This is a genomic window from Micromonospora sp. AKA38 (assembly GCF_027925725.1).
GTDB lineage: Bacteria > Actinomycetota > Actinomycetes > Mycobacteriales > Micromonosporaceae > Micromonospora.
Genome location: NZ_BNEI01000003.1, coordinates 262750 through 289241, shown reverse-complemented (window position 1 = coordinate 289241; position 26492 = coordinate 262750). Strand labels below are relative to the sequence as shown.

The following is a 26492-nucleotide window of genomic DNA, read 5'->3' as shown; positions in this document are numbered from 1 at the left end:
CGGCGGCGACGTGTCAGGCGGGGGCCGCTTCTCTCCTCGACGCGGTGGGCGGGGCCTCCTCCTGACGCTCGGCCGTGCGACGCGACAGCCGTCCCGGCCACCAGACACGCACGCCCAGGTCCAGGGTCAGCGCCGGGATCAGCAGGCTGCGAACCAGGAACGTGTCGAGCAGGATCCCGACCGCCACGATCACCCCCATCTGCACCGACGGCACCAGCGGCAGCACCAGCAGGGCGCCGAAGGTGGCCGCCAGCACCACCCCGGCGCTGGTGATCACGCCGCCGGTGACAGTGAGCGCCCGCAGCGTCCCGGGCCGGTGCCCGATCGACGCGGTCTCCTCCCGGGCCCGGGTCATCAGGAAGATCGTGTAGTCCACGCCGAGGGCGACCAGGAACAGGAACGCCTGCAACGGCACGCCGACGAACAGCCGCGGGTGGCCCAACGCGTCGAGCAGCAGCCCGGCGCCGCCCATCGCCGCCGCGTACGACAGCACCACGCTCGCCATCAGCAGCAGCGGCGCGACGAGCGCGCGCAGCAGGAGCATCAGGATCACCAGGACCACGGCGAGCACCAGCGGGATGACCACCCGGTTGTCCCGGTCCACGGTGCGTCGCTCGTCGAGCAGCGTCGCGGTGCGCCCGCCGACGAGCGCCTGCGACCCGGGCACCGCGTGCACGGCGGTGCGCAGCCGGCCCACCGTGTCCCGGGCCGCGGCGCTGTCCGGGGCGGCGGCGAGCACCGCGGTGACGCGTACCCAACGACCGTCGGCGGACCGCTGCGGACCGCCCACCTCCGCGACGCCCGGCACCGCGCGGACCGCGCCCGTGACCAGGTCGGCCGTGCCGGCGGCGGCCAGCACCTCGACCGGCGCGACCGACCCGCCCGGGTAGTGGGCGGCGACCAGCCGCTGACCGGCGACCGAGCCGACCTCGGTGGTGAACGACTCGTCGTCGGGCAGGCCCAGGGTGAGATTGCCGATCCCGAGGGTCAACGCGACCAGGGCGACGGCGGTGCCCACCCAGACCGGGCGCGGCCGGCGACCGACCAGGCCGGCGATCCGCCGCCACACCCCGTGGTCGGCGCCGAGGTCGCGCTCGTCCGCGCCGGGCGTGTGGCGCGGCACGAACGGCCAGAACAGCCACCGCCCGCACACCACGAGCACCGCCGGCAGCAGCGTGGTCATCGCCAGCAACGCGGCCACGATGCCGACCGCGCCGACCGGTCCCAGGCCGCGGGTGGCGGGCAGGTCCGCCGCGACGAGGCAGAGCAGCCCGAGCGCGACAGTCGCCGCGGAGGCGCAGACCGCGCCGTACGACCGGCGCAGCGCCACCGCCATCGCGGCGTGCCGGTCGGCGTGCCGGCGCAGCTCCTCGCGGTAGCGGGCGATGAGCAGCAGGGCGTAGTCCACGCCGACGCCGAAGACCAGCACGGTGAGGATGGTCTGGCTCTGGAAGTCCACCGCCAGGCCGGCGTGCCGGGCCAGCAGGTAGACGGTGGCGCCGGCGAGCTGGTTGGCGACGCCGACCGCGAGCAGCGGCACCAGCCACAGCACCGGGCTGCGGTAGGTGACGAGCAGGAGCAGGGCGACGGTGACGGCGGTGGCCAGCAGTAACGCGCCGTCCATCCCGTCGAACGCGTCCCAGACGTCGCTCTCGGCGACCGCGTCGCCGGTCAGCGCGGTCCGCAGGCCGGGCGCCGCGTCGACGAGCCGGTCCTTCATGGCGCGCACCGCGTCGGCGCGTCGCTCCTCGTCGAGGGTGACCGGGAGCGAGAACAGCAGCGCCCGGCCGTCCGCGCTCGGCGCCGGCGCGGAGACCGCGCCGCCGTCGGCGTACCCGGTGAAGGCCGCCCGGTCGGCGTCGACCCGGGCCCGGTCGGCGGCGGTGAGGCCGGTGTCGCGGACGTACACGGCGACGGCCAACTGCCGGCGGGACTCGGGGAAGGCGGCTTCGGCCCGCTGTGCGGCGCGGCTGCTCTCGACGCCGGGCGGCAACGCGCCGAGCGTCGAGTTGTCCTGCGTCTCGCCCAGCTTCAACGCGAGCGGCCCGGCGACCGCGAGCAGCGCCAGCCAGAGGACGAGGACGGCGTACTTGCCGCGGCGGCCGGCGGGCAGCCGGGCCGTTCGGTGCGGGGACATCAGGGTTCCTCTCACTCGTCGCCCGGCGTGGACCGCGGGCCCTGACTCGATCCTTCGGGCCGGCGGCCCGCCGGTCAGGGGTGCCGCCCCGACTCCACGGGTGGTGCCAGCACCACCGGCGGACCGGCGGTGATACCGGAGAATGGAACTCGTGGACGCATCGGTACGGGTACTGCTCCGGACCCGGCTGCGGCCCGCCGCGGTGACCGCCGCCCAGGGGCTGCTGACCGCGCTGCTGTCGTTGACCACGCACGTGGCCCTGTTCGTGCTGTCGCTGGTCGCGCTGCTGCTGATCCCGGCGTTCGGCGTCGGCTTCGCCCTCTTCCCGGTGGTCACCGGCGCGGTCCGGATCTGCGCCGGGCTGCACCGCCGGCTGGCCCGGTGGAGCGGCGTCGAGATGCCCACGCCCTACCTGCCCGCGCCGGCCGGTGCCCAGTTCGGCACCTGGCGGCGGTTCCGGTGGGTGGTGGGCGACCCGGCGACCTGGCGGGATCTGGCCTGGCTGCTGCCCGGCGCGGTCACCGGCGCGGTGTGCCTGGCCGCGTTCGTCCTCCCGCTGTACGGGCTGGAGGGGTTGATCGGCGTGCCGCTGGTGCTGCGTGCCGCCGGCGTCTGGTACGGCTACGGCCCGTTCTGGCCGCTCGACAACCTCGTCGAGGCGGTGCTCTGCGTCCCGTTGGGCGCGCTGCTGCTGGCCGCCGGGGTGGCCGCCGGGCGCTGGCTGGTCTGGCTGCACGTGACGTTCGCCGGGTTCTTCCTGACCCCGACCCGCGGCGCCGCGTTGGCGCTGCGGGTGCGTCAGCTCACCGTCACCCGGGCCGAGGCGGTGGACGCGCAGGCCGCCGAGCTGCGCCGGATCGAACGGGACCTGCACGACGGGGCGCAGGCCCGGCTGGTCGCGCTGAGCATGAGCATCGGGCTGGCCGAGCAACTGGTCCGTGACGACCCGGAGGCGGTCCGCCGGCTGCTCGCCGAGGCCCGGGAGACCAGCGGCCAGGCCCTGGCCGAGCTGCGCGGGCTGGTTCGCGGCATCCACCCGCCGGTGCTCGCCGAGCGCGGCCTGCCCGGCGCGGTACGGGCGCTGGCGCTGGCCGTGCCGCTGCCGGTGGAGGTCACCGTCGACCTGCCCGGCCGGGCCGCCGCCCCGGTCGAGTCGGCTGTCTACTTCGCGGTCGCCGAGGCGCTGGCCAACGTGGGCAAGCACAGCGGGGCGACCCGGGCCTGGGTGGAGCTGCGGCACGCCGACGGGCGGCTGACCGCCGTGGTCGGTGACGACGGCCGGGGCGGGGCGGCGCCGGCGGCCGGCGGCGGTCTGGCCGGGACCGGACGCCGGCTGGCCGCGTTCGATGGGACGATGGCAGTGACCAGTCCGGTCGGTGGACCCACCGTCATCAGCATGGAGCTGCCGTGCGCGTTGTCATCGCCGAGGACCTCGCCCTCCTCCGGGACGGGCTGACCAGGATCCTGGAGGCGTTCGGCTGCCAGGTGGTGGCCGCCGTCGACAACGGACCGTCAGTGCTGCCCGCGCTGGCCGCGCACCGGCCGGACGTCGCGGTGATCGACGTACGGCTGCCGCCGACGTTCAGCGACGAGGGGTTGCAGGCGGCCGTCCGGGCCCGCGCCGAGCTGCCCGGGCTGCCGGTGCTCGTGCTGTCCCAGCACGTCGAGCAGCTCTACGCTCGTGAGCTGCTCGCCGACCGGCGCGGCGGCGTCGGCTACCTGCTCAAGGACCGGGTGTCGCACGTGGACCAGTTCGTCGACGCGGTGCGCCGGGTCGCCGCCGGCGGCACCGTGATGGACCCGGAGGTGGTGGCCCAGTTGCTGGCCCGCCGCGACGGCGCCGGGCCGCTCGCCGAGCTGACCGCGCGGGAACGCGAGGTGCTCGGCCTGATGGCCGAGGGCCGGTCGAACGCCGCGGTGGCGGCCCGGCTGTTCGTCACCGAGAAGGCCGTCGACAAGCACATCAACAGCATCTTCAGCAAGCTGCGGATGCCGCCGTCCGGTGACGACAACCGGCGGGTGCTGGCCGTGCTGGCCTATCTGGACGGGGCGGACACCCGCCGCCAGGCAGGTTGACCGCGTGCGGCGACCGGGGTGCGTTCACCCAGCTCATCCATCGATGCCCTCGGATTCGGGGCTGGCTCGCCGCCACAGCCAGACACCCACCAGTACGCAGGCGGCTCCAGCCACCGCGATGCCAACCTTTGCCGCACCGGGGACGTCGTCCAGGAAGGGGAAGGCGCGGGAGGCTGCCAGCGCCAGGAACGCGACGACGAAGAGCACGAGGGCAAGAACGCGCTGACCGGTCATGGGTGCCTCCGGGGTCGGGAAAAGGTTCGGCCACGTTGTTGGGCGGGGCCCCCTCCTATACCTGAAGCGTTAGGAAGGGGCCCCTCCTTACGCCGCGGGCGCGCGGGTGAGGTGTTGCCGCGCCGAGCCGGGGCGGCCGAAGTGCCAGCCCTGACCGGCGTCGCAGCCGATGGCGCGCAACCGGTCCGCCTGGCCGGCCGTCTCCACCCCCTCGGCGGTGACCGTGAGGTCCAGGGCGTGCGCCAGCGAGACCAGCGAGGCGAGGATCCGCTCGTCGGTACGGCCGCCCGGGTCGCCGGCCGGCGCGCGCAGCCCGGTCACGAACTCGCCGGCCACCTTCAACTCGGTCACCGGCAGGTCCCGCAGGTACGCGAGATTGCAGTAGCCGGTGCCGAAGTCGTCGATGGCCACCCGGACGCCGAGATCGCCGAGCACCCGCAGGGCCCGGACCGGCTCGACCACGGTGCTCATCATGGTGCTCTCGGTGACCTCCAGTTGCAGCCGTTCCGGGGGCAGGCCGGTGCGGCCGAGCACGCCCCGCACCTCGGGCACCAGGTCGGCCCGGTGCAACTGGCGTACGGCCAGGTTGACGCTGACGAACGGCGCGTCGCCACCCGCCGCCGACCAGGTGCCCGCCTCGCGGCACGCCTCGGCCAGCACCCAGCTGCCGAGCCGGACGATCAGGCCGGTCTCCTCGGCCAGCGGGATGAAGCTGTCCGGCCGGAGCACCCCCAGCTCCGGGTGGCGCCAGCGCACCAGCGCCTCCATGCCGAGCACCCGGCCGTCGCGCAGCGACGTCAGCGGCTGGTAGTCGAGGTAGAACTCGCCCCGGTCCAGCGCGGCCGGGATCGCCGCGGAGAGCGCGTACCGGGCCAGCTCGCGGCGGTTACGGTCGGCGTCGAACAACGACCAGCGGGCCCCGCCGGCGGCCTTGGCCCAGTGCAGCGTGCTGTCCGCGGCGCGCATCAGCTCCATCGGCGAGGTGCCGGCCACCGGCCGCTCCACGATGCCGATGCTCGCCGACACCGTCAGCTCGTGCCCGTCGACGAGCGCGGGCTCGCGTACCGCCTCCAGCGCCGCCTCGGCGACCTTGACCACATCGTCGGTGCCGGCGGTGCGCTCCACCAGGATCACGAACTCGTCGCCGCCCAGGCGGGCCACCAGGTGCTCGCCGAGCGTCCGGCGCAGCCGCTGCGCCACCGCCACCAGCAGCGAGTCGCCGACCTGGTGACCGAGGGAGTCGTTGACCACCTTGAACCGGTCCAGGTCGAGGAAGCAGACCCCGATCCGGTCCGCGCCCCGCCCGGGCGCGACGATCGCGGCGGTCAGCCGCTCGGTGAACAGTGTGCGGTTCGGCAGGTCGGTCAGCGGGTCGTGGGTGGCCTGGTGCCGGAACCGGGCCTCGCTGTCCCGCAACGCCCGTTCGGCCTGGGCGCGCGCCATCATGGCGGCCCGCCGGATGGACTCCTGCTCGTCAAGCGTGCGGTCGCGCAGCGCCCGGGCGTACCCGGTGGCGACGGTGGCGAGCAGCCGGGACATCCGGTCCTCGACGTCGTCGACGTCCAGGTCGAGGTCGCGGACCAGCCGGAGCTGGATCACCTCGACGGTGCGACCCAGGCCCTCGGCGGAGGCGATGTGCGACTGCACCAGCTCCGCGCCCACCTGCTGGCCGATCCGCAGGTCGAACGGGTCGGCGCGCATCGCCTGGGCGAGCCGCTCGGTGAGCCGTTGCAGCATCTCCTCCAGCTGCGCCTGGGTCATCGGCAGGTAGCTGGTCCCGGAGACCGCCTTGGCCCAGGCCCGGGCGAAGACGCCGGGGCGGCAGCGGCCGGCCGTCACGGTGGCCACGTCGTCAGGCACCGAGCCGCCCGACCCCGCCCATGAAGACCGCCCGTTCGGCGTGTTCCGCCTGGTCGGGGGCGTCCGGTCGCCACTGCGGCACCCACACCACACCCGGGTCGACCAGCTCGAACCCGGCGAACAGCGCGGTCAGCTCGGCCCGACCGCGGATGAAGAGCTGGCTGTCGGTGCGCCGGTAGACCCGTTCCGCCTCGGCCCGCTCGCCGGTGCCGTCCCGGCCGTCGTCGCTGGCCTGGGAGAGCACCAGGTGGCTGCCGGGCGCCAGCGCCGCGCGCAGCGTCCGCAGGACCTCCTCCGGGCGGTCGGAGTCCGGGATGAAGTGCAGTACCGCCACGACCATCACCGCGACCGGCTCGGTGAAGTCGATCAACCGGGTGACCTCCGGATGGCGCAGGATCGCCACCGGGTCGCGCAGGTCCTCCCGGACCACGGCGGCCCGCTCGTTGCCGGCCAGGATCTCCTGGCTGTGCGCGACCGCCACCGGGTCCACGTCGACGTAGACCACCCGGGACCCGGGGTCGATGCCCTGGGCGATCTCGTGCACGTTGCCCACGGTCGGGATGCCGGAGCCGATGTCCAGGAACTGCCGCACCCCGGTCTCGGCCAGGTAGTGCACCGCCCGGCGGAGGAAGGCGCGGTTGGCCTGGGCCATCAGCGGGGCCTCCGGCACCGCCTCGACCATCGCCCGCGCGGCGGCCCGGTCGGCCGCGAAGTTGTGCGAACCGCCCAGGTAGTAGTCGTACATGCGGGCCACGCTCGGGCGCTCGACGTCGATGGTCTCGGGTGCCCAGTCCGGCCGCTGCATGTCCCTGCCCCTTGGGTGTCGGCGACGCGCGGCGTCACCGCCGCGCGGATCACCCGGGTATTCTGCCCGGCCGCTGTCGCGGTGCAAAGACCGCCGCCGTTCCGCGTCCGGCCGTTCACCGTACGCGGTCGACCCGCGCCCGGAATGCCGGAGAGGCCCGCGTCCGGCGTGCGGACGGGGCCTCTCCGGCGGTGCCGTCAGAACTTCGGCGCGTCGGGGGCCTCCAGCAGCCCCAGCCGCAGCGCGGTCATCAGCGCCTGGGCCCGGTTGGCCGCGCCCAGCTTCTCGTAGAGCTTGGAGATGTGGGTCTTGGCGGTCGACTCGCTGACGAAGAGCTGCTTGGCGATGCCGGCCACGCTCATGCCGTCGGCGAGCAGACGCAGCACCTGCCCCTCGCGGGGGGAGAGCTGCGGGCCGGACGGGGCCAGCCGGCGCTTCATCGCCTCGGCCAGGTCGGCCGCGGTGAACGCGCTGGGGGAGGAGGCGGCGTGCCGGGCAGCGGCCACCACCTCGTCGGCCGGGGCGGTCTTCGGGACGAACGCGCTCGCCCCCGCCTCCAGCGCGCCGAAGAGCTGGTCGTCACCGGCGTACATGGTGAGCACCACGATGCCCATCGAGGCGCTGGACTTGCGCAGCGCGCGGGTGGCCTCCAGACCGCTGCCGTCGGGCAGTCGCAGGTCCATGATCACCACGTCGGGCTGGAGCGCGCCGGCCTGGCGCACACCCTCCGCGGCCGTGGCGGCCTCACCCACGACCTCGAACTGCCGGTCCCGCTCGAAGGCGTGCCGCAGACCCTTGCGGATCAGGTCGTGATCGTCGACAAGGAGAACCTTGGTCCGGGTGGCCGGTGTCGGGCTAGTGGTCATCCTCGGGTTACTCCCCTTCTGCTGCTGCGGCGCTGCCGCGCACCTTATCGCGCCGGGGCGACGAGCCGAGTACCACCGCCACGGTTGTGCCGCTGGGTTGCCGCGGCCTGATCTCCAACCGGCCTCGGATACGTTCCGCCCTCTCCGCCATGATCGCAAGACCATAGTGCCCCTCGGGCCGCTGGTCACCGATGCCGTGACCGTCATCCGACACTTCGATCCGGGCGTACGGGGGATCCACCTCACAGGTGACCCAGAGGTTCGACGCGCCGGCGTGCTTGCGCGCGTTGGTCACCGCCTCCTGGGCGATGCGCAGCAACTCGGCCTCGGTGGCGGCCGGCAGCCGGGCGGTGGACTCGTCCAGGGACAGGTTCACCCGCAGCCCGCCGGAGGCGCCGACGGTGCGGGCGTACTCGGCGATCGCCGCCGCCAGGCCACCGTGCCGGTCCACCTCGCTGCGCAGCTCGAACAGGCTCAACCGCAGCTCCTGGATCACCCGGGTGACCTCGTGCCGCAGCGTACGCAGCGCCTCGGCGGTCTCCTTCGGGTCCTCGTCGACGTACGCCAGGGCATTGTCGATGCCGTACCCGACCATCACCAGCTCCTGGGCGACCCCGTCGTGGATCTCCCGGGCCAGCCGCTGCCGCTCCTCGTTGGTGGCCAGCGAGCGCACCTCGTCGAAGAGCAGCGCGGCCTCCAGCCGCAGCGCCGCCGGGCCGGTCAGCGCGGTCACCCGGGACACCACCGGCGGCGGGTACGCGGCGCCGGTGTCCGCCTCGATCACCACCAGGCCGACCGTGCGGACGCCGGCGACCAGCGGCACGATCAGCGCGGACACCTCACCGGAGTGCCGGGACCGGGCCTGCGAGCGGGCCGAGACGGTCGGCTGCTGGCTGGCCCAGGCGTCGGCGATGGCCGAGTCGGCGTCGAGCGTGGTCTCCCAGTCGACCCGGTCCGCGCCGATCTGGGCGAGCACCACCAGCCGGCCGCCGCCGCTGGCGGAGAGCACCGCGCCCCGGTCGGTCTTCGCCACCACCCGCAGCTCCTCCAGCAGGTGCTCGGAGATGCCGCCCGGGTCCAGGGTGGCGCCGGGGAGCTGCCGGGCCACCGTCCGGAGCTGGGTCAACAGCCGGGTGGCCTCGGCGTACGGCTGGGGTTTGCCCTCGCCGCGGACCCGCATCACCCGCTGGAGCGTGCCGGCGGTGTAGAGGCCGAGGCCGGCCAGGATCAGCCACTGCGCGCAGACCGCGAGGTAACCGAGCTGGCCGAGCTGCGGCTCGCCGCCGACCTCGGTGAACGCGGCGCTGACCAGCAGCGTCGCCGCGGTGACCGCGAGCAGCGCGGCACCCTCGGAGAACCGGCGGCGCAGCGCGGTCACGGTGACCGGCACGGCCAGGTACGGCAGCACCGCCGACGCGCCCATCCCGTCGGTGACGCCGGTGAGGTGGGCGTCGGCGGCGACCTGGCTGGCGGCCAGCCCGAGCACCACCACCTCGGCGAAGCGGCTGATCGGGGTGAGCAGCCGGTGCTGCGGGGCCAGGACGGCGGGCAGCCCGGCGACGCCGAGCAGGGCGATCCACCAGAGTTCGGTGGCGTCGCGGGTGGCGAACAGGGTCAGGGCGGCGACCAGCGCGAGGAGAACCGCGCGGGCCGCGACCGCGAGGAGCTGCGTCTGCGGCTGTCCGGATGTGGAGGCGGGCACCTGACGGATCGTAGTCAGCGCCGGTAGATCTCCGCGATCTCCGTGGCGTACGTCTTGTGGACGACCTGCCGCTTGACCTTCAGCGAGGGGGTCAGCTCGCCGGTCGCCTCGGTGAAGTCCTGGGGCAGGATCCGGAACACCTTGATCGCCTCGGCCTTGGAGACGGACTGGTTGGCCTGGTCGACCGCGCCCTGCACCTCGGCCCGCAGCGCCTCGTCGTCACGCAGCTCGGCGGCGCTCGTGGTCTCCGGGCGCCCCTGCCCGGCCAGCCACTTCGGCAGCGCCTCCTCGTCGATGGTGACAAGCGCCGCGATGAACGGCTGCCGGTCGCCGACCACCACGCACTGGCTGACCAGCGGGTGCGCCCGCACCTGGTCCTCCAGCACCGCCGGGGCGACGTTCTTGCCGCCGGCGGTCACGATGATCTCCTTCTTCCGGCCGGTGATGCTGAGGTAGCCGTCCGCGTCGAGCTGGCCCAGGTCGCCGGTGCGGAACCAGCCGTCGGTGGTGAGCGCCTCGGCGGTGGCCGCCTCGTTGTGCCAGTACCCCTGGAAGACGATGTCGCCGGAGATCAGGATCTCGCCGTCGTCGTCGATCCGGACGGTGACGCCGGGCAGCGGGCGGCCGACCGTGCCGATCCGGGTGCCGGTGGGCAGGTTCGCGGCGGCGGCCGGCGACGTCTCGGTGAGGCCGTACCCCTCGCAGACGGTCACCCCGACGCCCCGGAAGAAGTGCCCGAGCCGGGCGCCGAGCGGTGCGCCGCCGGAGATCGCGTCGCGGCACCGGCCGCCCAGCGCCGCCCGCAGCCTGCCGTAGACCAGCCGGTCGAAGAGCGCGTGCTGGGCGCGCAGCGCCAGGCCCGGCCCGCCCGGCGTCTCCAGCGCCTCGCTCCAGGCGATGGCGACCTTCTCCGCGCGGTCGAAGATCTTGCCCTTGCCGTCCGCCTCGGCCTTCTGCCGCGCGCCGTTGTAGACCTTCTCGAAGACCCGGGGTACGGAGAGCACGAACGTCGGCTTGAACTCCTGGAGCGCGCCCACCAGGTCGCTGGTGTCCGCGCAGTGCGCCATGGTGGCCCGGGCCTGCACCACGCCGACCTGGATCAGCCGGGCGAACGCGTGGGCCAGCGGCAGGAAGAGCAGGGTGGAGGCGCCCTGGCGGAACAGGTTCGGCAGCACCGGCACCGCGTTGGCGATGTCGGCGTAGATGTTGCGGTGGGTCAGCACGCAGCCCTTCGGCCGGCCGGTGGTGCCGCTGGTGTAGATGATCGTGGCGAGGTCGTCGGCCCGGAGCGTCGAGCGGCGCACCTCGACCTCGGCCGGGTCCACCGAGGCGCCGGCGGTGACCAGCTCGTGCACCGCGTCCAGTTCGATCTGCCAGACCTCGCGCAGGTCGGGCAGCCGGTCCCGGACGCCGGCGACGAGCGTCGCGTGCGCGGTGCTCTCCACCACCACGGCCACCGCGCCCGAGTCACCGAGGATCCAGGCGGCCTGCTCGGCGCTGGAGGTCTCGTAGATCGGCACGGTGACCGCGCCGGCCGCCCAGATGGCGTAGTCGAGCAGGGTCCACTCGTAGCGGGTGCGGCTCATCAGAGCGACCCGGTCGCCGGGGGACACGCCGGCCGCGATCAGGCCCCGGGCCACCGCGACCACCTCGTCGCGGAACTGCCGGCAGGTCACCTCGACCGGCCCCGCGTCGCCGGCCGGCCGGACGAACTGCACGGTGTCCGGGGCGACCTCGGCGTTTTCCCAGACCGGGTCGGTCAGGTTGGCCGCGTCGCCGACGGTGACGATCGGCGGGACGGAGAACTCGCGCACCTGCACTCCCTCGTGCTCGCACCGGCGCCGGGCCGGCCTGGTCGGCTCTGTCGAAACCTACCCGCCCGCCCGGGTGGGGAGCCGGGTAGCCTCCCCCCATGGCGGACTCCTCCACCCAGTCGATCATCGTCGGCGCGTCACCGGAGCAGGTGGCGGCGGTCATCTGTGACTTCCCCCGTTACCCGGAGTGGACCGAGTCGGTGCGCCGGGCCGAGGTGATCGAGGAGTACGAGGACGGCTACGCCAGTCAGGTCCGGTTCACGCTGGACGCGGGCGTGCTGGCCGACGAGTACGTGCTGGCGTACGAGTACGCCGAGGACATCTCCCGGATCGAGTGGCACCTGGTCGCGCCGTCGACGATGCAGCGGTCCCAGCGCGGGTCGTACGACCTGGTCGGCAACCCGGACGGGACGACCACGGTGACCTACACGCTGGAGGTGGAGCTGTCCGTGGCGATGCTCGGCATGTTCCGCCGCAAGGCCGAAAAAATGATCATGGATACGGCGTTGAAGCAGCTCAAGCGCCGGGTAGAAGCACCCGGTGCGGCCAACTGATCCGATCGCCGTCCCGGTCGTCACGCTGGAGGAGCCGAACCATGGGCACCACTGATCCGGGTTCGGCCCGGGAAGAGGCCGAGCGCCTCGTCGTCACGCTGCTGGCCACCGCGCGGATGGCCGCCGCCTCGTCCGGCGCCGGGGACCGCGGCCCGCTCGGTGGGATCCTCTCGGGTGTCCTCGGTCACATCCCGACCGGCGCCGGCGCCGGTTTCGCCACCGGCTCGCCGGAATGCTGCGTCTGCCCGGTCTGCCGGGGGATCGCGGCGTTGCGGGACCCGAGTCCGGAATTCGCCGAGCGGCTCGCCACCGGCGCCGGTGACCTGGCGGCCGGTGTGGCCAGCCTGCTGCGGGCGTTCGCCCCGGCGGAACCGGCCGCTCCGGCGACACCGGCCGACCCGCCGGCCCCGGCGGCGTCGACCGGCCCCGGCGGCCCCGCGCCGACCGGGTCGGGAGATCACGTGTGGCGCGAGGCGACCCGTACCGGGCATGATTCTCAGCCGGCACCCGAGCAGGACGTGTGGTCCGCCGCCACCCGGGGGGAGGGCGCGGCCGATCCGGGTGCTTCCGACGGCTCGGGGTCGCGGCGTGGCGGCAGGCACGCCGAGCCGGAGCCGTCGCAGCCGCCCGTCGACGCCGCCGGGCCGGCGGGGCCGGCGACGAGCCGGCCGCCGGCCGGCCGGCCCACGGTGCCCGCCTCGCGGGCGCCCGGCGAGGCGGGCGCGGACGCACCAGGCGACGGGGCCTGACCACCGGACATCCCGGATCGCACGGCCGGTTCGGCCGGCGCCCGGGGCAGCACAGCAGAGGGGAGTGGCAGCGGTGACGCTGACCATCGGAGTCGACGTCGGTGGCACGAAGGTGGCCGGCGGTGTCGTGGACGACACCGGTGCGGTACTCGTGCAGACGCGACGGGACACCCCCGCCGACGACGTGGCCAAGACCCGGGACGTCATCATCGAGGTGGTCACGGAGCTGACCACCGGCCGGACCGTCGAGGCGGTCGGCATCGGCGCGGCCGGCTGGATCGACGCCACCCGCTCCACCGTGCTCTTCGCGCCCAACCTGGCCTGGCGGGACGAGCCGCTGCGCGAGTACGTCAGCAACGCCACCGGGCTGCCGGTGATCGTGGAGAACGACGGGAACGTGGCCGCCTGGGCGGAGTTCCGCTACGGCGCGGCCCGGGACGCCGACGACTCGATGGTCATGTTCACCATCGGCACCGGCGTCGGCGGCGGCATCGTGCTCGGCGGCGAGCTGGTCCGCGGCGCCAACGGCATCGCCGCCGAGCTGGGGCACATGCTCACCGTGCCGGACGGCCACCAGTGCGGCTGCGGCCGGCTCGGCTGCATCGAGCAGTACGCCAGCGGCAGCGCGCTGGTCCGCTTCGCCCGCGCCGCCGCCCGGCAGGAGCCGCACCGGGCCACCGCGTTGCTGAAGCTGGCCGACGGCGAGGCGGAGGCGATCACCGGTCCGATGGTGACCGCCGCGGCCAAGGACGGCGACCTGGTCTCCACCGAGGCGTTCGCCCAGGTCGGGCGCTGGCTCGGCACCAGCCTCGCGGACATGGCGCAGATCCTGGACCCGCAGGTGCTGGTGGTCGGTGGCGGCGTGATCGACGCCGGCGACCTGCTGCTCGGCCCGACCCGGCGGTCGTTCACCGACGCGCTGGCCCAGCGCAGCCGCCTGCCCGTCGCCGAGGTGCGCCCGGCCGAGCTGGGCAACACCGCCGGCGTGATCGGCGCCGCCGACCTGGCCCGGAGGATCTGACGTGTCGGGTGTGCCGCTGCGGGTGCTGTCCTACAACGTCCACAGCCAGCGTGACGACACCGCCGCGCTGGCCGAGGTGGTCCGCGAGGCCGCGCCGGACGTGGTGATCGTCCAGGAGGGGCCGCGCCGGTTCCGGTGGCGGCAGAAGTGCGCCACGCTGGCCGACTCGTTCGGCCTGGTGGTCGCCGCCGGCGGCCTGCCGTCGCTGGGCAACCTGCTGCTGACCAGCCTCCGGGTACGGGTCACCGAGACCCGGTGCACGCGCTACCCGCTGACGCCGGGCCGGCACCTGCGCGGGGCCGCGTACGCGCGGTGCCGGGTGGGCGGCGTCGACTTCCTGCTGGCCGGCTCGCACCTGTCCACCGACCCGGCCGAGCGGCCGGCCCAGGCGGCGGCGTTCAAGCGGGAGCTGGCCGCGTCCCCGCTGCCGGTGGTGGCCGGCGCCGACCTCAACGAGGGGCCGGACGGACCGGCCTGGCGGACCGTGGCCGAGGGGCTGACCGACACCGCGGTCGCCGCCGACCGGGCCGACCGGCACACGTTCTCCTGCGCCGATCCCCGGCGCCGCATCGACGCGCTCTTCGTCGACCCGCGGATCACCGTGGTCGACTACGACGTGGTGGACACGCCGCGGACCCGCCGGGCCAGCGACCACTTCCCGGTCCTGGTCGACCTGCTGCTGCCCGCCGCCGGCTGACCGCCGCGCCTCGGTGTCCCGGGGTCGCGACCCCGGCCGTGACGGAACGTGAGGTGTCGGCGGCGAGGTGACCATCCCGGTGGCCCCTTTGCTCTGCAGCCCCATACGCATCGGCTACCCGCAGTTATCGGAGCGACGCGGCTCGCCTCACCGACCTTTTCGGACCCGTGCAGCTCACAGGCGGTGCTGCGGTAATGGCTGCAGAGCAAAGGCGCCGGGCGGATGTGACTGCCGCGCCGGTCGACCGGCACACTGAGTGAAGGATCGGTCGGTCACCCAGCGTCAGGCGGCCCACCGCGACGAGCCACGTCGGCGCCGAGGCGGCTGGACAACGGCGGGCATTCTCGGCAGGATTTCGCACCGACCCGGCACGCGTGCCGCACAAAGGAGATTTCCCGGTGTCCTCCTCCACCGATCTCGGCCGCCCCGAACCGGACCCCACGGCCGTCCCGAGCCGGGACGACCGCCCGGTCTCCGACCGGGGCGACACGGTCTGCGTCATCGGCGCCGGCGCCAGCGGGCTGACCGCCGTCAAGAACCTCCGCGAGGCCGGCTTCGGCGTGGACTGCTACGAGCGGGAGACCGGCGTCGGCGGGGCGTGGAACTGGCGGCACGACCGCAGCCCGGTCTACGGCAGCACACATCTCATCTCGTCCCGCCCGTTCACCCAGTTCCCGGACTTCCCGATGCCGGACGACTGGCCGGACTACCCGCACCACAGCCAGCTGCTGTCCTACTTCGAGCGCTACGCCGACCACTTCGACCTGCGCCAGCACGTCTGGTTCGGCACCGAGGTGGTCCGGGTCGAGCCGGTCGAGGGGGACCGGTGGGACGTGACCACCCGCAGCACCGGCGGCTACGGCCCGGAGCGCACCTCCCGCTATGCCGCCGTGGTGCTGGCCAACGGCCACAACTGGTCGCCCAAACTGCCTCGGTACGAGGGGCTGGCGGAGTTCCGCGGCGAGGTCATGCACGCCTCGTCCTACAAGGACCCGGCCCAGTTGCGCGGCAAGCGGGTGCTGGTGGTCGGCGCCGGCAACACCGGCTGCGACATCGCGGTCGAGGCGGCCCAACAGGCGTCCCACTGCTGGCACTCCACCCGGCGTGGCTACTGGTACGCCCCCAAGTACGTCCTCGGCCGCCCGGCCGACCAGGTCAACGACACGTTGCTGGCGTTGCGGGTGCCGCTGCGGGTGCGGCAGTGGCTCTACCACTGGACGCTGCGGCTGACCGTCGGCGACCTGACCCGGTTCGGCCTGCCGAAGCCCGACCACCGGGTGTACGAGACGCACCCGATCGCCAACAGCCAACTCGTGTACTACGTCGGGCACGGCGAGATCACCCCGGTGCCGGACGTGGCCCGCTTCCACGACCGCGCCGTCGAGCTGAGCGACGGTCGACGGATCGACCCGGAACTGGTCGTCTTCGCCACCGGGTACCTGCCGCGCTTCGAGTTCCTGCACGGCCGGGTGCTCGGCGACGAGGACGGCTCCGGCCGGCCCCGCCTGTGGCTGAACGCGTTCACCGCCGGTCACCCCACGCTGGCCGTGGTCGGCCTGGTGCAGCCGGACTCCGGCATCTTCACCATCTCGCACTGGCAGAGCGTGCTCTTCGCCCGGCTGCTCACCCTGCGCATCGCCCGGCCGGAGCGGGTCGCCGCGTTCGACCGGCGGGTCCGCGCCGGCCTCGGCGAGCGGTACTCGGCGAAGGTCAAGGACAGCACCCGGCACTGGTTCGAGGTCGGGCACGCCGACTACCTGCGCGCGTTGCAGCGTGCCCTGCACGAGCTGGAGGACAACAAATGACCAGCGAGCGGGTGCGGGTGGTCCGGGCCTGGGAGTGGGCCCGGCCGGAGCGGCCGGTACGCCGCGAGGTGCTGGCCGCGCTGCCCGAGCAGGAGGAGGCCAAGCCACCGCTGCTGTTCGTGCCCGGCTTCGGCCACGGCGCGTGGGCGTTCGCCGAACACTGGCTGGGCCACGCCGCCGGTCGCGGCTTCCCGGCGTACGCGCTGAGCCTGCGCGGACACGGCGACAGCGGGCCGGCGCCGGACGCGACGCTGCGCGCGTACACCCATGACGTGACGCAGGTGGCGGCGAGCCTGCCGCGGCAGGCGGTGCTGGTGGGGCACGGCGCCGGCGCCCGGGTGGTGGCGCATGCGATGTCCCGCTACCCGGCGCGGGCCGTGGTGCTGGTGGCGCCGGTGCTCGGCGGCTGGGGGACGTTCGGCGCGGCGCTGCGGCGCAACCCGGCCGGCACGGTGCCGGCGGTCTTCGGCGCCGGGCTGCGGCTCAACCGGCGGCAACTGTTCAGCCGGGAACTGCCCGACGCCGACGCGCGCCGGCACGTGGCCCGGCTCGGTCGGGCCGGCCGTCGCGCGCAGTGGCAACTGCTCACCGGCCGGCAGCCGGAGCCGGCGGTGGGCCGGCCGCCGGTGCTGGTGCTCGGTAGCCCCGACGACCGGGTGCTGCCGGCGACGGCGCTCACCCGGGCGGCCCGCCGGTACGCCTCGGCCCCGCTGCTCTTCCCCGGCATGGGTCACGACCTGATGCTCGACGCCCGCTGGCGGGAGCCGATCGACGCGATCCTGGACTGGCTGGACAAGGACCCGGCGCCCACCCCCGGCTGAGCGCCGGACGCCGGGTCACCGCAGGGTGGCCCGGCGGCCGACAAGCGACCCGCTCTCCTCCAGCGCGCTCAGGTAGGACGCCGCCCAGGCGTGGATGTCGTTGTGCGCCAGGTGCTCCCGCATCGCACGCATCCGGGTCGCGACGTCCTCCGGGCCGGCCCGCAGCGCGGCGAGCAGCCCCTGCTTGAGCCCGTCCAGGTCGTGCGGGTTCACCAGGTACGCCTGTTCCAGCTCGGCGGCCGCGCCGGCGAACTCGCTGAGCAGCAGCGCGCCGGTGCCGTCCACCCGGGCCGCCACGTACTCCTTCGCCACCAGGTTCATCCCGTCGCGCAGCGGCGTCACCGCCATCACGTCCGCGACCCGGTAGAGCGCCACCAGCTCGGCCCGGTCGAAGGGCTGGGTGAGGTAGTGGATCGCCGGCTCGCCGACCCGGCCGAACTCGCCGTTGATCCGCCCCACCTGGTGCTCCACCCGGTCGCGCAGGATCTGGTACTGCGCGACCCGGTCCCGGCTGGGCACCGCCACCTGCACCAGCACGGTGTCCCGTACCTTGACGTCGCCGCTGGCCAGCAGTTCCCGGTACGCCTTGAGGCGCTGCTCGATGCCCTTGGTGTAGTCCATCCGGTCGACGCTGAGGATCACCTGCTCGGGCTGGCCGAGATCCTGCCGGAGCCGACGGGCCCGCTCGGCCACCTCGGGTCGGGCGGCGAGCGCGGACATCTCGGCGGTGTCGATGGCGACCGGGAACGCGCCGATGCGCACCACCCGGTCGTCGACGCCGATCCGCCGGTCGCTCGCGGACAGGCCGAGCACCTTGGCGGCGAGCTGGGCGAAGTTGTGCGCGGCCTGGGCCCGCTGGAAGCCGATCAGGTCGGCGCCGAGCATCCCGCGCAGCAGCTCGGCCCGGCGGGGGAGCTGCATGAACAGCTCCGGCGGCGGGAACGGCACGTGCAGGAAGAAGCCGATCCGCAGGTCCGGGCGGAGCGCGCGGAGCATCCCGGGCACCAGTTGCAGGTGGTAGTCCTGCACCCAGACCAGCCCGCTCGGCTCGGCCACCTCGGCGGCGGCCTCGGCGAACCGCTGGTTGACCCGCTGGTACGCCTCCCACCAGCGGCGGTGGTACTCCGGTTGCTCGACCGCGTCGTGGTAGAGCGGCCAGAGGGTGGCGTTGGCGAAGCCCTCGTAGTGGTCGCGGAAGTCCTCGGCGCTCAGCGGGACGCTGCGCATCCGGACACCGTCCACGTCGGGCAGGTCGGGTGCCGGGCCGGTGCCGCCGGCCCAACCCACCCAGGTCGCGGGCGTGTGCCGGAGCAGGGGGTGCAGGGCGCTCACCAGGCCGCCAGGGCTGCGGCGCCACTCGAAGGCGCCATCCGGCGCCACACTGTCGTCGATGGGGAGGCGGTTGGCCACCACCACGAGGGGGCTCTGTCGCATCTCGGGCAATCCGCTCAGCAGGGGTACCGGCCACCGGGGAAAGCGCAAACCGGACAGCCGGTGCGGGACGTGACGTTCAGCGGTATTCCTACTGACCGTAAGTTACACCCCTGTTACCGGATCGCCGCGGGGCGTACCGCGTCCCGCGATCCGGGCAACCGCCGCGGCGGCTCAGACGACCGCGCCGTCGTCCGGGTCGTGGTCGTCCTGGTCGCCGGGGCGCAGCCGCCAGATCAGCATCACGAAACCGGCCAGGATGCCGGTGAAGCCGAGCACGGTCACCACCGACGGGTCGACGAGCGACATCACGGTCGGCGAGAGGAAGAACAGGAACCCGACCACGATGCAGAGCACGCCCAGCACCGCGTACTTCGAGAAGCGCGGCAACGGCGGCGGCGGAGGCGGGGTGTAGTGCTCCTCCTCCGCGTCCTCCGGCAGGTCGGCGCCGAACGTGTCCAGCCCGTCCAGCAGGGACGGCTCGTCGTGCCGACCGCGGCTCACCGAGACGCCGGACACGTCCGCGGCGAACGGCAGGCGGCGCACGTCCGTGGCGGTCGGCCCGGCCGGCTCCTCGGCGCGGCCGGCGGCGGCGCCGCCCGGCGCGGCCGGGTCGTCGACGTCCTCGGCGGCCGGCCAGGGGTGGCTGCCGGCGGCCGGCGCGGTGTGGAAACCCGCCACGATCTTGGCCCACTCGGCCTCGATGTCGGGCTCGTCGGCGCGGGACGGCTCGGCCCCCTCGTCGGCGAGCTGGGTGAGGTAGTCCCGGGCGGTGGTGAGGTGGGACCGGTCGACGTAGAGCCGGTCGACCGGTCGGGCCGGCACCGTGGTGGTGCGGGTCACCGGGTTGAGGTCGGCGGAGGGCTGGAGGTAGGCGGCGATGCCGCCGGCGGCCAGCACGTCGAGCAGGTGCTCACCGACGCGCGGATCCACGTCGCCCGCGACCGCGTACTCGGCCGCGTCGAGCCCGTTGTCCCGCCGCCCTCGACGGGCCCCGCCCCCTGACACCGGCCACCCCCTTCGCCACGGCCTGACGTCGTGCCCTGAATCCTGACACGTCGGAGGCCGGTTCCGGGAGTGCGTTGTGGCGCGGCGTACGTGGTTCGTACCCTCGTCCCGCACGATCCCGCGTGTCGCCACCTCTCCCGGAAGGACCCCGGTGCTGTACTGGCTGCTGAAGTACATCATCCTCGGCCCGTTGCTGCGGTTGGTCTTCCGCCCGCAGGTCGAGGGGCTGGAGCACGTGCCGGCCACCGGCCCGGTGATCCTGGCCAGCAATCACCTCTCGTTCTCCGACTCGATCTTCACACCGTTGATCGTCGAGCGAAAAGTCACCTTCATCGCGAAAGCCGAATACTTCACCGGCAAGGGCCTCAAGGGGTGGCTGACCAAGATGTTCTTCGTCGGCTCCGGCACCATCCCGGTCGACCGCTCCGGCGGCCAGGCCGCCCGGGCGGCCCTCGACACCCAGCTCCGGGTGCTGCGCGCCGGAGGCATCGCCGGCATCTACCCGGAGGGCACCCGATCTCCGGACGGCCGGCTCTACCGGGGCAAGACCGGGGTGGCCCGGCTCGCGCTGGCCAGCGGCGCCCCGGTGGTCCCGATGGCCATGCTCAACTCCGACGCCATCCAACCCACCGGCCAGATCGTGCCCAACCTGGGTCGGGTCCGGATCCGCTTCGGCCCGCCGCTGGACTTCTCCCGCTACGCCGGCCTGGCCGGCGACCGGTTCGTCGAGCGGGCGGTCACCGACGAGATCATGTACGAGTTGATGGAGCTGTCCGGTCGCGAGTACGTCGACACGTACGCGCAGAAGGCGAAGAACCCGCCGCGGCAGCCGGTCCCCGCCTGACGCTCAACCCGCCCCGGCGACCCGGAGCAGGCCGGCGGCGGCGTGCCGGTCCGCGAACGCGCGTACCCGGGCCAGCGTCGCCGCCGCCGCCGGCGGATCCGCCTCGGCCAGCGGTCCCACCGCCAGCGCGGAGGCGATCATCTGATCGGTGACGTCGGTCATCCCCGCGTAGTCCGCCGCCGCGGTGGTGAACAGCCGGCCCGCCCGGGCGGCGTCCCCGTCGCGTCGGGCCAGCGCCGCGTCGGCGGACCGCCCGGCCGCGCGTGCCCAACGGGTGGCGCGCGGGGCGCGGAACAGCAGGTCGCGCACCAGCACCGCCGCGTCGCCGCCGAGCAGGCCGGCGACGTGACCGACCGCCGGCACCCACTCGGCGAACGGGATCATCCGGGTCCGCCGCCAGTCCTCGTCCAGCTCGGCGAGCAACGCCAGCGCCTCGTCCCGCCGACCCTGCACCGCCCGGCAGAGCGCGGCGTGCGCCACGGTGGACCGCAGCACCCGGTGGAAGCCGCTGCGCCGGGCCGCGACCAGCGCCTGGTCCACCAGGTCCGGGGCGGCGTCGCCGGCGTCGGGGTCGTCGCCGAGCGCCCGGATCCAGCCGGAGACCGCCACGATGTGCAGGTCCCACTCGTCGGTCGGCCGCCGCGTGGACCCCTCGGCCATCCGCAGCGCCGCGGTCCAGTCGCCGCGGTAGTACGAGCGGGCCCACTGGTCGCTGAAGCTGGCCGTCAGGCCGTGCTCGTCGGCGAGGTCGAGCGAGCGCTGCTCGTCGACCAGGCGGGCCGAGCCGGCCAGGTCCCCCTCCTCCTGCAACGCCCAGGCCAGGTTGTGCACCGCGCGGCGGCGGCTGGTGAGCCGTTCCACCCGGCACTCCTCGGTGACCTCGGCCAGCTCGGCGTACGCCGCCTCGGCGCCGGCCTGGTAGCGGGCCACCGCCAGCGTGATCCGGGCGTTGGCCCGCGCCTCGCGCAGCTCCAGCCGTTCGGCCAGCTCGGCGGCGCTGCGCGCGGCGGCGCAGGCCGGCTCGGTCTCCGCGTCGAGCATGTGCGCCCGGGCCAGCTCCAGCAGCGCGCCGACCTTGTCCTCGCTGTCCGGCAGTTCGGCGTGCAGCCGGATCGCGCGGTCCAGGCAGCGCCGCGTCTCCGACCGGTCGGCGCGGGCCCAGGCCGCGGTGGACAGCAGCCGCCACGCCTTCGCCGCGCCGGGCAGGTCGCCGGCGTCGGCCAGCCGCCCGGCGAGGCCGGTGAGGAGTTCCGCGCCGCCGTCGACCAGGAAGCCGTCGCGGTCGGTGTAGAACGCCAGCTCGGCCTGGAACAGCTCCAGCGCCGGGTCCGGCCCGCACTCGACACTGAGCGCGCGGGCGACAAGCGTCGCCGCGGTCTCCAGCGCGTGCAGCTCGTACGCCCGGCGGGCGGCCCGGTGCAGCGCGGACCGGGTGGCGACGGCGTAGGGCGCCTGGTCCAGCCCCACCGTCCGGGCGATCTCGTGGGCCGCCCACCGGTGGTTGGCCAGCACCTCGGCCAGGTCGTGCTGCCGGCCGTCGGTGAGCTGTTGCAGCCAGTCGGCGGCGCGTTGGTGCCGGACGACCCGCTCCGCCCGGGGCAGTCGCTGGTAGCAGACGTCCCGGACCAGCACGTGCCGGAAGCGGTACTCCGACTGGCCGGGCATGGTCGAGACCGGCAGCTCGAAGACCAGGTCGCGGCGCTGGAGGCGGTGCAGCGCCCGCTCCACCCACTCCGCCGGCCGGCCCAGGGCCAGCGCCACCGGCGCCGCCCAGAACTGCACGCCGACCACCGAGGCGGCCTGGAGCACCGCGCGGTCCGCCGGGTCGAGCAGGTCCAGCCGGTTGGCGATGACCGCCTGGACGGTACGCGGCATCCCGGCGCCAGCGGCCGGATCGAGCCGCCCGACGCCGGCCGAGCGCTCGACCAGCCCGCCGTCGAGCAGCATCCGGGCGTACTCCTGGGCGTAGAGCGGGTTGCCGTCGGCGAACTCGATCAACGGCGCGCGGGCCTCGCTGGGCAGCGTGGCCTGGCCGAGCAGCAGTGAGTAGAGCGTGTCGATGTCCCCGTCGTGCATCGGCGGCACCGAGATGGACATCGCGCCGCTGATCGTCCCGGTCCAGGCCGGGTGCCGCTCGCGCAGCTCCGGCCGGGCGGTCGCGACGACCAGCAGCGGCACGTTGCGGGCCGCCGCGCCGAGCTGCTCGACGAAGGAGAGCATCGCCTCGTCCGCCCAGTGCATGTCCTCGAAGACGAGCACGGTGGGGCCGGTCGCGGCCAGCGCCAGCAGGAAGCGCCGCCACGCCGCCTCGGTCTCGGCCGAGGTGAGCCGCTCGCCGGAGACGCCGACGAGCGGGCCGAGCGCCTCGGCGAGCCGGACCGCGTGCGGGTCGGCGAGCCGGCCCAGGCGCTCGCGCAGGCGCTCCCGGGTGCCGGCCGGGTCGTCGGCGCCGGTCAGCCCGGCCCAGCTTCGGACGATGTCGGCGAGCGCGGCGTAGGTGACGTTCTCGCCGAACGGCGGGCACTGGCCGGTCAGCCAGGTGACCCGCGCGCCGGGCAGGTTCGCCGCGTGCCGGGCCAGCTCGCGCAGCAGCCGGCTCTTGCCCACCCCGGCCGGGCCGAAGACGGTCAGCAGTTGGGAGGTGCGCTCGGTGACGGTGCGGTGCAGCGCGCTGACCAGCAACCCCCGCTCGTGGTCCCGGTCGACCATCGGAGTCAGCTCGGCGCCCTGCCCGTCGCGCCGGGGCCGGGCCCGCACCGCCAGCCAGATCCGGCTCACCGCCGACCGGCCGCGCAACGTCACCGGGGGCTGGTCGGCGTACTCCATCTCACGTCGGGTGGCGGACCAGGTGCTCTCGTCGACCACCACGCCGCCGGTCGGGGCCAGCGCCTGCAACCGGCTCGCGGTGTTGACCACGTCGCCGGTGACGAAGGCCTGCCCGCCGTCGCGCGCCGCGGCCAGGTCGACAAGGGCCTCGCCGGTGGCGATGCCGACCCGGAAACCGAGCGGCGGGTGCGGGCCGGCCGGCTGCCGGGCCAGGCTCCGTTGCAGCTCCAGACCGGCGCGTACGCAGCGCAGCGCGTCGTTGTCGGTCGCCACCGGCGCCCCGAACAGCGCCATCACCGCGTCGCCGATGTACTTCTCCACCACGCCGCCGTACTGGTGCACCAGCCGGCGCACCGTGGCGAAGTAGACCTGTTGCAGGCCGCGGGCCTGTTCCGGGTCGGCCCGCTCGGCGTAGGTGGTGAAGTCAACGATGTCGATGAAGAGCACGCTGACCTGCCGGCGGTCCTCCTGCACCGCGACCGCGTGGTCGCGCAGCGGCTGGCCGCAGCTGGTGCAGAAGTTGGTGCCGACGTCGTTGGCGTGCCCGCAGCCCGGACAGGCCGCCGCGAGCGGCCGGCCGCACCCGCCGCAGAAGCGGTCGTCCGGCCCAGCGGTCCGGGCGCAGTGTCTACAGGTGAGGTCGATGTCCGGCTCCGTACGCGTGAGGTCCCCATTGTCCCGCGCGGTCGGCCAGTCGGGTACCCGACGGGTCGGCGGGACGTCGCGGCTGTTCGGCCGGGTCTAGTCTCCCCTAGCAGGAAGTCCCGTCGACAGGGAGAGTGCCGTGCACGTCCGGCTTTCCGCCTCATGGACCGATCCACGGGGGACGGTGTGGGCCTCGGGCGACACGGTCGACGTGGACGCCGTCACACTCGCCGAACTGGAGGAAAAAGGCATGGTGGAGCAGCCCACGGGCACCGGATCGACCGAGACCACGACGACCACCACGACCACGCCGCCGAAGAAGACCGACCCGTCGAAGATCGGGCCCGGCCCGAGCGCGCCTCCGGCGGACACCAAGGACGACTGACGCGGCACGACGGTGCCATCGGGTGGGGTCCGGCGGGGTGACCGCCGGGCCCCGCCGTCGTCCGGCGGGCCCGTTCGTCGTCCGGCTGCCGGACCTGGTCGGGCTAGCGGTCGCTCATGCCGGCGCGGCGGCGCAGCGCGGCCACGTCGGTGACCACGATGCGGCGCCCCTCGGTGCGCAGCCAGCCGCGGCTGGCGAACGAGCCGATGGCCTGGTTGACGCTCTGCCGCGAGCCGCCGGCCATCTCGGCGAGCTGGCTCTGGTTCAACTCGATCGTGATCATCGGGGCCTGGCTCTCGCCGGCCAGCCGAACCAGCGTCTTGGCCACCCGGCCGGGCAGGTCGAGGAAGACGTGGTCGGCGTTCTGCTCGGTGAGCCGGCGGATGAGCTGGCCGAGCGAGCGCATCACCGCGTCCAGGATGCGCGGGTTGGAGTGCACCAGCTCCATGAAGGCGGGCCGGGACAGCGCCAGCGCGGCGCAGTCCTCGATCGCCTCCGCCGAGGCCGACCGGGTCGAGGCGTCCAGCAGGGAGACCTCGCCGAGCACGTCCGGGGGTCGGATCACCGACAGTACGGCGCGCTCGCCGGTGGGCGCGGTGCGGAACACCGCCACCGCGCCGCGCCGCAGCACGATCAGCGACTCGCCCGGGTCGTTCTCGACGAAGAGGAGCTGGCCCTTGCGGTACGTGCGCGGCACGGCCGCGGCGATGACCCGCTGCCGCACCTCCGGCTCCAGCCCGGCGAACATCTCCACGCCCGTGAGCGCGTCACCCGGCTCCGGCAGGCGAGACTCCACGGCTCAACCCCTCCCCGGTCAGAAGTCACCAGCTCGCACACCGGGTGAAGCGGTCAGTCCCGGTACGAGGCAGTTCAACCGGTTCGGCGCCCGACGGCGGTACACATCAGATCATGACGCGCCGGTAGCGTGCTGTACACCCCCGGAGACACTTCCGTGACCATGGCCGGCCGGGTGGCCGGTCCGCGCCGACCTCGGTGGACGCCCCGGCGACGGCCCGGCGGAGCCGATGGGCGAGGATGGGACCGATGGTCTACCGCTACTTCTACGACTGCGAATTCATCGAGGACGGCCGCACCGTCGATCTGGTGTCGATCGGCGTCGTCGACGAGTACGGCCGCGAGTTCTACGCGGTCTCCACCGAGTTCGACGACTCCCGGGCGGTGCCCTGGGTGCGGCGCAACGTGCTGGACAAGCTCCCCTCGCCGGCCGACCGGGCCTGGCGTTCCCGGGAGCGGATCCGGGACGACCTGCACGAGTTCCTGCTGGCCCCGGTGCGGGACCGCCCGGGCGAGCAGTTGGAGCTGTGGGCCTGGTACGCCGCGTACGACCACGTGGTGCTGGCCCAGCTCTGGGGCGCCATGCCGGCGCTGCCCCGGGAGATCCCCCGGTTCACCAAGGAACTGCGGCAACTCTGGGACGACCGGGGCCGGCCGCGGCTGCCGGAGGCCGAGGCCGGCCGGCATGACGCGCTCGTCGACGCCCGGCACAACCTGGCCCGCTGGCGGGCGATGACCACGCGCTGAGCGCATGCCCGGTCGGCACGGCATGGGCGAACGCACCGAGCGCAGCGAGGGCCGTGAGGGCATGCCCGGTCGGCACGGCAGGTTTGACCCGTTCTGCCCGGGGCACCGGAGGCGGCATCACGCCGATCCGAGACAGGAGTGCCCCATGAGCAACGAACCGACCAGCGCCGCGGACGCCCGGCGCAAGGTCACCGAGCTGATCCGGGACGCCCGGATCTGCCTGCTCACCACCAGCGCCGTCGACGGGCGACTGGTCAGCCGGCCGATGGGCCTCCAGGAGGCCGACTTCGACGGCGACCTGTGGTTCTTCGCGTACGCCGACTCCGCCAAGATCCGGCAGATCCGGGTGAACCCGCAGGTCAATGTCGGCTTTTCCGACCAGGAGCACAACGCCTGGGTGTCGGTGGCCGGCACCGCCACCGAGGAGTGGGACGCCGACCGCGCGAAGGACCTGTGGAACCCGCTGCTCAAGGCGTGGTTCCCGGACGGCCTCCAGACGCCGGGGATCACCCTGATCAAGGTGCACGCCGGCTCGGCGGAGTACTGGGACTCGCCGAGCAGCACGGTGGTCAACCTGCTCGGTTTCGCCAAGGCGGCGGTGACCGGGAAGCCGCCGAAGGCGGGGGAGAACCACGAGGTCGGCTACTGACCGGTAGCCGGTCCGGCGGGC

The 26492-nt window shown here is 74.2% G+C and carries 23 protein-coding genes; 12 read left to right on the top strand and 11 right to left on the bottom strand.

The features are described 5' to 3' along the window. Window positions 1-13: 13 nt before the first annotated feature. A complete protein-coding gene (locus tag TPA0908_RS09705) occupies window positions 14-2137 on the bottom strand; it encodes an MMPL family transporter (protein ID WP_281936716.1) in 2124 nt (707 codons plus the stop codon). 142 nt (window positions 2138-2279) lie between these two features. On the opposite strand from TPA0908_RS09705, the gene TPA0908_RS09700 reads away from it, so the two are divergent. Both TPA0908_RS09700 and TPA0908_RS09695 read left to right on the top strand, forming a co-directional pair. After that, the gene (locus TPA0908_RS09700; protein WP_374709192.1) at window positions 2280-3593 is read left to right on the top strand and encodes a sensor histidine kinase; all 1314 of its coding nucleotides are present in this window, start codon (window positions 2280-2282) and stop codon (window positions 3591-3593) included. Next, the gene (locus TPA0908_RS09695; protein ID WP_281936710.1) at window positions 3545-4213 is read left to right on the top strand and encodes a response regulator transcription factor; all 669 of its coding nucleotides are present in this window, start codon (window positions 3545-3547) and stop codon (window positions 4211-4213) included. The genes TPA0908_RS09700 and TPA0908_RS09695 overlap by 49 nt, the downstream gene beginning before the upstream one ends. A gap of 33 nt (window positions 4214-4246) precedes the next feature. Here TPA0908_RS09695 and TPA0908_RS09690 read toward each other — a convergent pair whose 3' ends face one another. The 6 genes from TPA0908_RS09690 to TPA0908_RS09665 form a co-directional block, all read right to left on the bottom strand. Next, window positions 4247-4447 carry a hypothetical protein gene (locus TPA0908_RS09690; RefSeq protein ID WP_281936708.1) on the bottom strand — a complete coding sequence of 67 codons (201 nt, stop codon included), beginning with the start codon at window positions 4445-4447 and terminating at the stop codon, window positions 4247-4249. Between the two features lie 87 nt (window positions 4448-4534). Continuing rightward, on the bottom strand, window positions 4535-6208 hold the full coding sequence (locus TPA0908_RS09685; protein WP_281938505.1) for a putative bifunctional diguanylate cyclase/phosphodiesterase: 1674 nt from the start codon (window positions 6206-6208) through the stop codon (window positions 4535-4537). Between the two features lie 91 nt (window positions 6209-6299). Continuing rightward, window positions 6300-7112: an SAM-dependent methyltransferase gene (locus TPA0908_RS09680; protein ID WP_281936706.1), complete on the bottom strand. Its 813-nt coding sequence runs from the start codon at window positions 7110-7112 to the stop codon at window positions 6300-6302. Between the two features lie 197 nt (window positions 7113-7309). Continuing rightward, complete coding sequence (locus TPA0908_RS09675) at window positions 7310-7978, bottom strand: response regulator transcription factor (RefSeq protein WP_007072219.1); 669 nt, start codon at window positions 7976-7978, stop codon at window positions 7310-7312. 7 nt (window positions 7979-7985) lie between these two features. Continuing rightward, on the bottom strand, window positions 7986-9680 hold the full coding sequence (locus TPA0908_RS09670; RefSeq protein ID WP_281936703.1) for a sensor histidine kinase: 1695 nt from the start codon (window positions 9678-9680) through the stop codon (window positions 7986-7988). 14 nt (window positions 9681-9694) lie between these two features. Next, window positions 9695-11494: an AMP-dependent synthetase/ligase gene (locus TPA0908_RS09665; RefSeq protein ID WP_281936702.1), complete on the bottom strand. Its 1800-nt coding sequence runs from the start codon at window positions 11492-11494 to the stop codon at window positions 9695-9697. A gap of 98 nt (window positions 11495-11592) precedes the next feature. Between TPA0908_RS09665 and TPA0908_RS09660 the strand changes: the two genes are divergently transcribed. From TPA0908_RS09660 to TPA0908_RS09635, 6 genes are all read left to right on the top strand, one after another. After that, entirely contained in the window at window positions 11593-12048 is a 456-nt protein-coding gene (locus TPA0908_RS09660; protein WP_107159917.1) for an SRPBCC family protein, read from the top strand. Window positions 12049-12089: 41 nt separating this feature from the next. After that, window positions 12090-12797 (top strand): hypothetical protein, encoded by a 708-nt coding sequence (locus TPA0908_RS09655; RefSeq protein WP_281936699.1) that lies wholly within the window; start codon window positions 12090-12092, stop codon window positions 12795-12797. Window positions 12798-12870: 73 nt separating this feature from the next. Continuing rightward, on the top strand, window positions 12871-13818 hold the full coding sequence (locus TPA0908_RS09650) for an ROK family glucokinase (protein WP_281936697.1): 948 nt from the start codon (window positions 12871-12873) through the stop codon (window positions 13816-13818). A 1-nt stretch (window position 13819) separates the two neighbouring features. Further along, entirely contained in the window at window positions 13820-14515 is a 696-nt protein-coding gene (locus TPA0908_RS09645) for an endonuclease/exonuclease/phosphatase family protein (RefSeq protein WP_281936695.1), read from the top strand. A 398-nt stretch (window positions 14516-14913) separates the two neighbouring features. After that, the gene (locus TPA0908_RS09640; protein ID WP_281936693.1) at window positions 14914-16320 is read left to right on the top strand and encodes a flavin-containing monooxygenase; all 1407 of its coding nucleotides are present in this window, start codon (window positions 14914-14916) and stop codon (window positions 16318-16320) included. Further along, window positions 16317-17141 (top strand): alpha/beta hydrolase, encoded by an 825-nt coding sequence (locus TPA0908_RS09635; protein WP_281936691.1) that lies wholly within the window; start codon window positions 16317-16319, stop codon window positions 17139-17141. Before TPA0908_RS09640 ends, TPA0908_RS09635 begins: the two co-directional genes overlap by 4 nt. A 15-nt stretch (window positions 17142-17156) precedes the next feature. Here TPA0908_RS09635 and TPA0908_RS09630 read toward each other — a convergent pair whose 3' ends face one another. Together TPA0908_RS09630 and TPA0908_RS09625 are read right to left on the bottom strand one after the other, a co-directional pair. Next, window positions 17157-18575, bottom strand: coding sequence for an alpha,alpha-trehalose-phosphate synthase (UDP-forming) (locus TPA0908_RS09630; RefSeq protein WP_281936689.1), 1419 nt, complete (start codon window positions 18573-18575; stop codon window positions 17157-17159). Between the two features lie 171 nt (window positions 18576-18746). Continuing rightward, window positions 18747-19580, bottom strand: a complete 834-nt coding sequence (locus tag TPA0908_RS09625; protein ID WP_281936687.1) for a DUF308 domain-containing protein — start codon at window positions 19578-19580, stop codon at window positions 18747-18749. 151 nt (window positions 19581-19731) lie between these two features. On the opposite strand from TPA0908_RS09625, the gene TPA0908_RS09620 reads away from it, so the two are divergent. Further along, the gene (locus tag TPA0908_RS09620; RefSeq protein ID WP_281936685.1) at window positions 19732-20424 is read left to right on the top strand and encodes a lysophospholipid acyltransferase family protein; all 693 of its coding nucleotides are present in this window, start codon (window positions 19732-19734) and stop codon (window positions 20422-20424) included. A gap of 3 nt (window positions 20425-20427) precedes the next feature. On the opposite strand, the gene TPA0908_RS09615 is transcribed toward TPA0908_RS09620, so the two are convergent. Next, window positions 20428-23895, bottom strand: coding sequence for an ATP-binding protein (locus tag TPA0908_RS09615; RefSeq protein ID WP_281938503.1), 3468 nt, complete (start codon window positions 23893-23895; stop codon window positions 20428-20430). Window positions 23896-24106: 211 nt separating this feature from the next. On the opposite strand from TPA0908_RS09615, the gene TPA0908_RS09610 reads away from it, so the two are divergent. Further along, entirely contained in the window at window positions 24107-24280 is a 174-nt protein-coding gene (locus tag TPA0908_RS09610) for a hypothetical protein (protein ID WP_281936683.1), read from the top strand. 103 nt (window positions 24281-24383) lie between these two features. Here TPA0908_RS09610 and TPA0908_RS09605 read toward each other — a convergent pair whose 3' ends face one another. Further along, window positions 24384-25076: a Crp/Fnr family transcriptional regulator gene (locus TPA0908_RS09605; RefSeq protein WP_091059444.1), complete on the bottom strand. Its 693-nt coding sequence runs from the start codon at window positions 25074-25076 to the stop codon at window positions 24384-24386. Window positions 25077-25324: 248 nt separating this feature from the next. On the opposite strand from TPA0908_RS09605, the gene TPA0908_RS09600 reads away from it, so the two are divergent. Then, the gene (locus tag TPA0908_RS09600; RefSeq protein WP_281936680.1) at window positions 25325-25822 is read left to right on the top strand and encodes a polyadenylate-specific 3'-exoribonuclease AS; all 498 of its coding nucleotides are present in this window, start codon (window positions 25325-25327) and stop codon (window positions 25820-25822) included. Window positions 25823-25967: 145 nt separating this feature from the next. Further along, the gene (locus TPA0908_RS09595; protein WP_281936678.1) at window positions 25968-26471 is read left to right on the top strand and encodes a pyridoxamine 5'-phosphate oxidase family protein; all 504 of its coding nucleotides are present in this window, start codon (window positions 25968-25970) and stop codon (window positions 26469-26471) included. The last annotated feature ends 21 nt before the right edge of the window (window positions 26472-26492 follow it).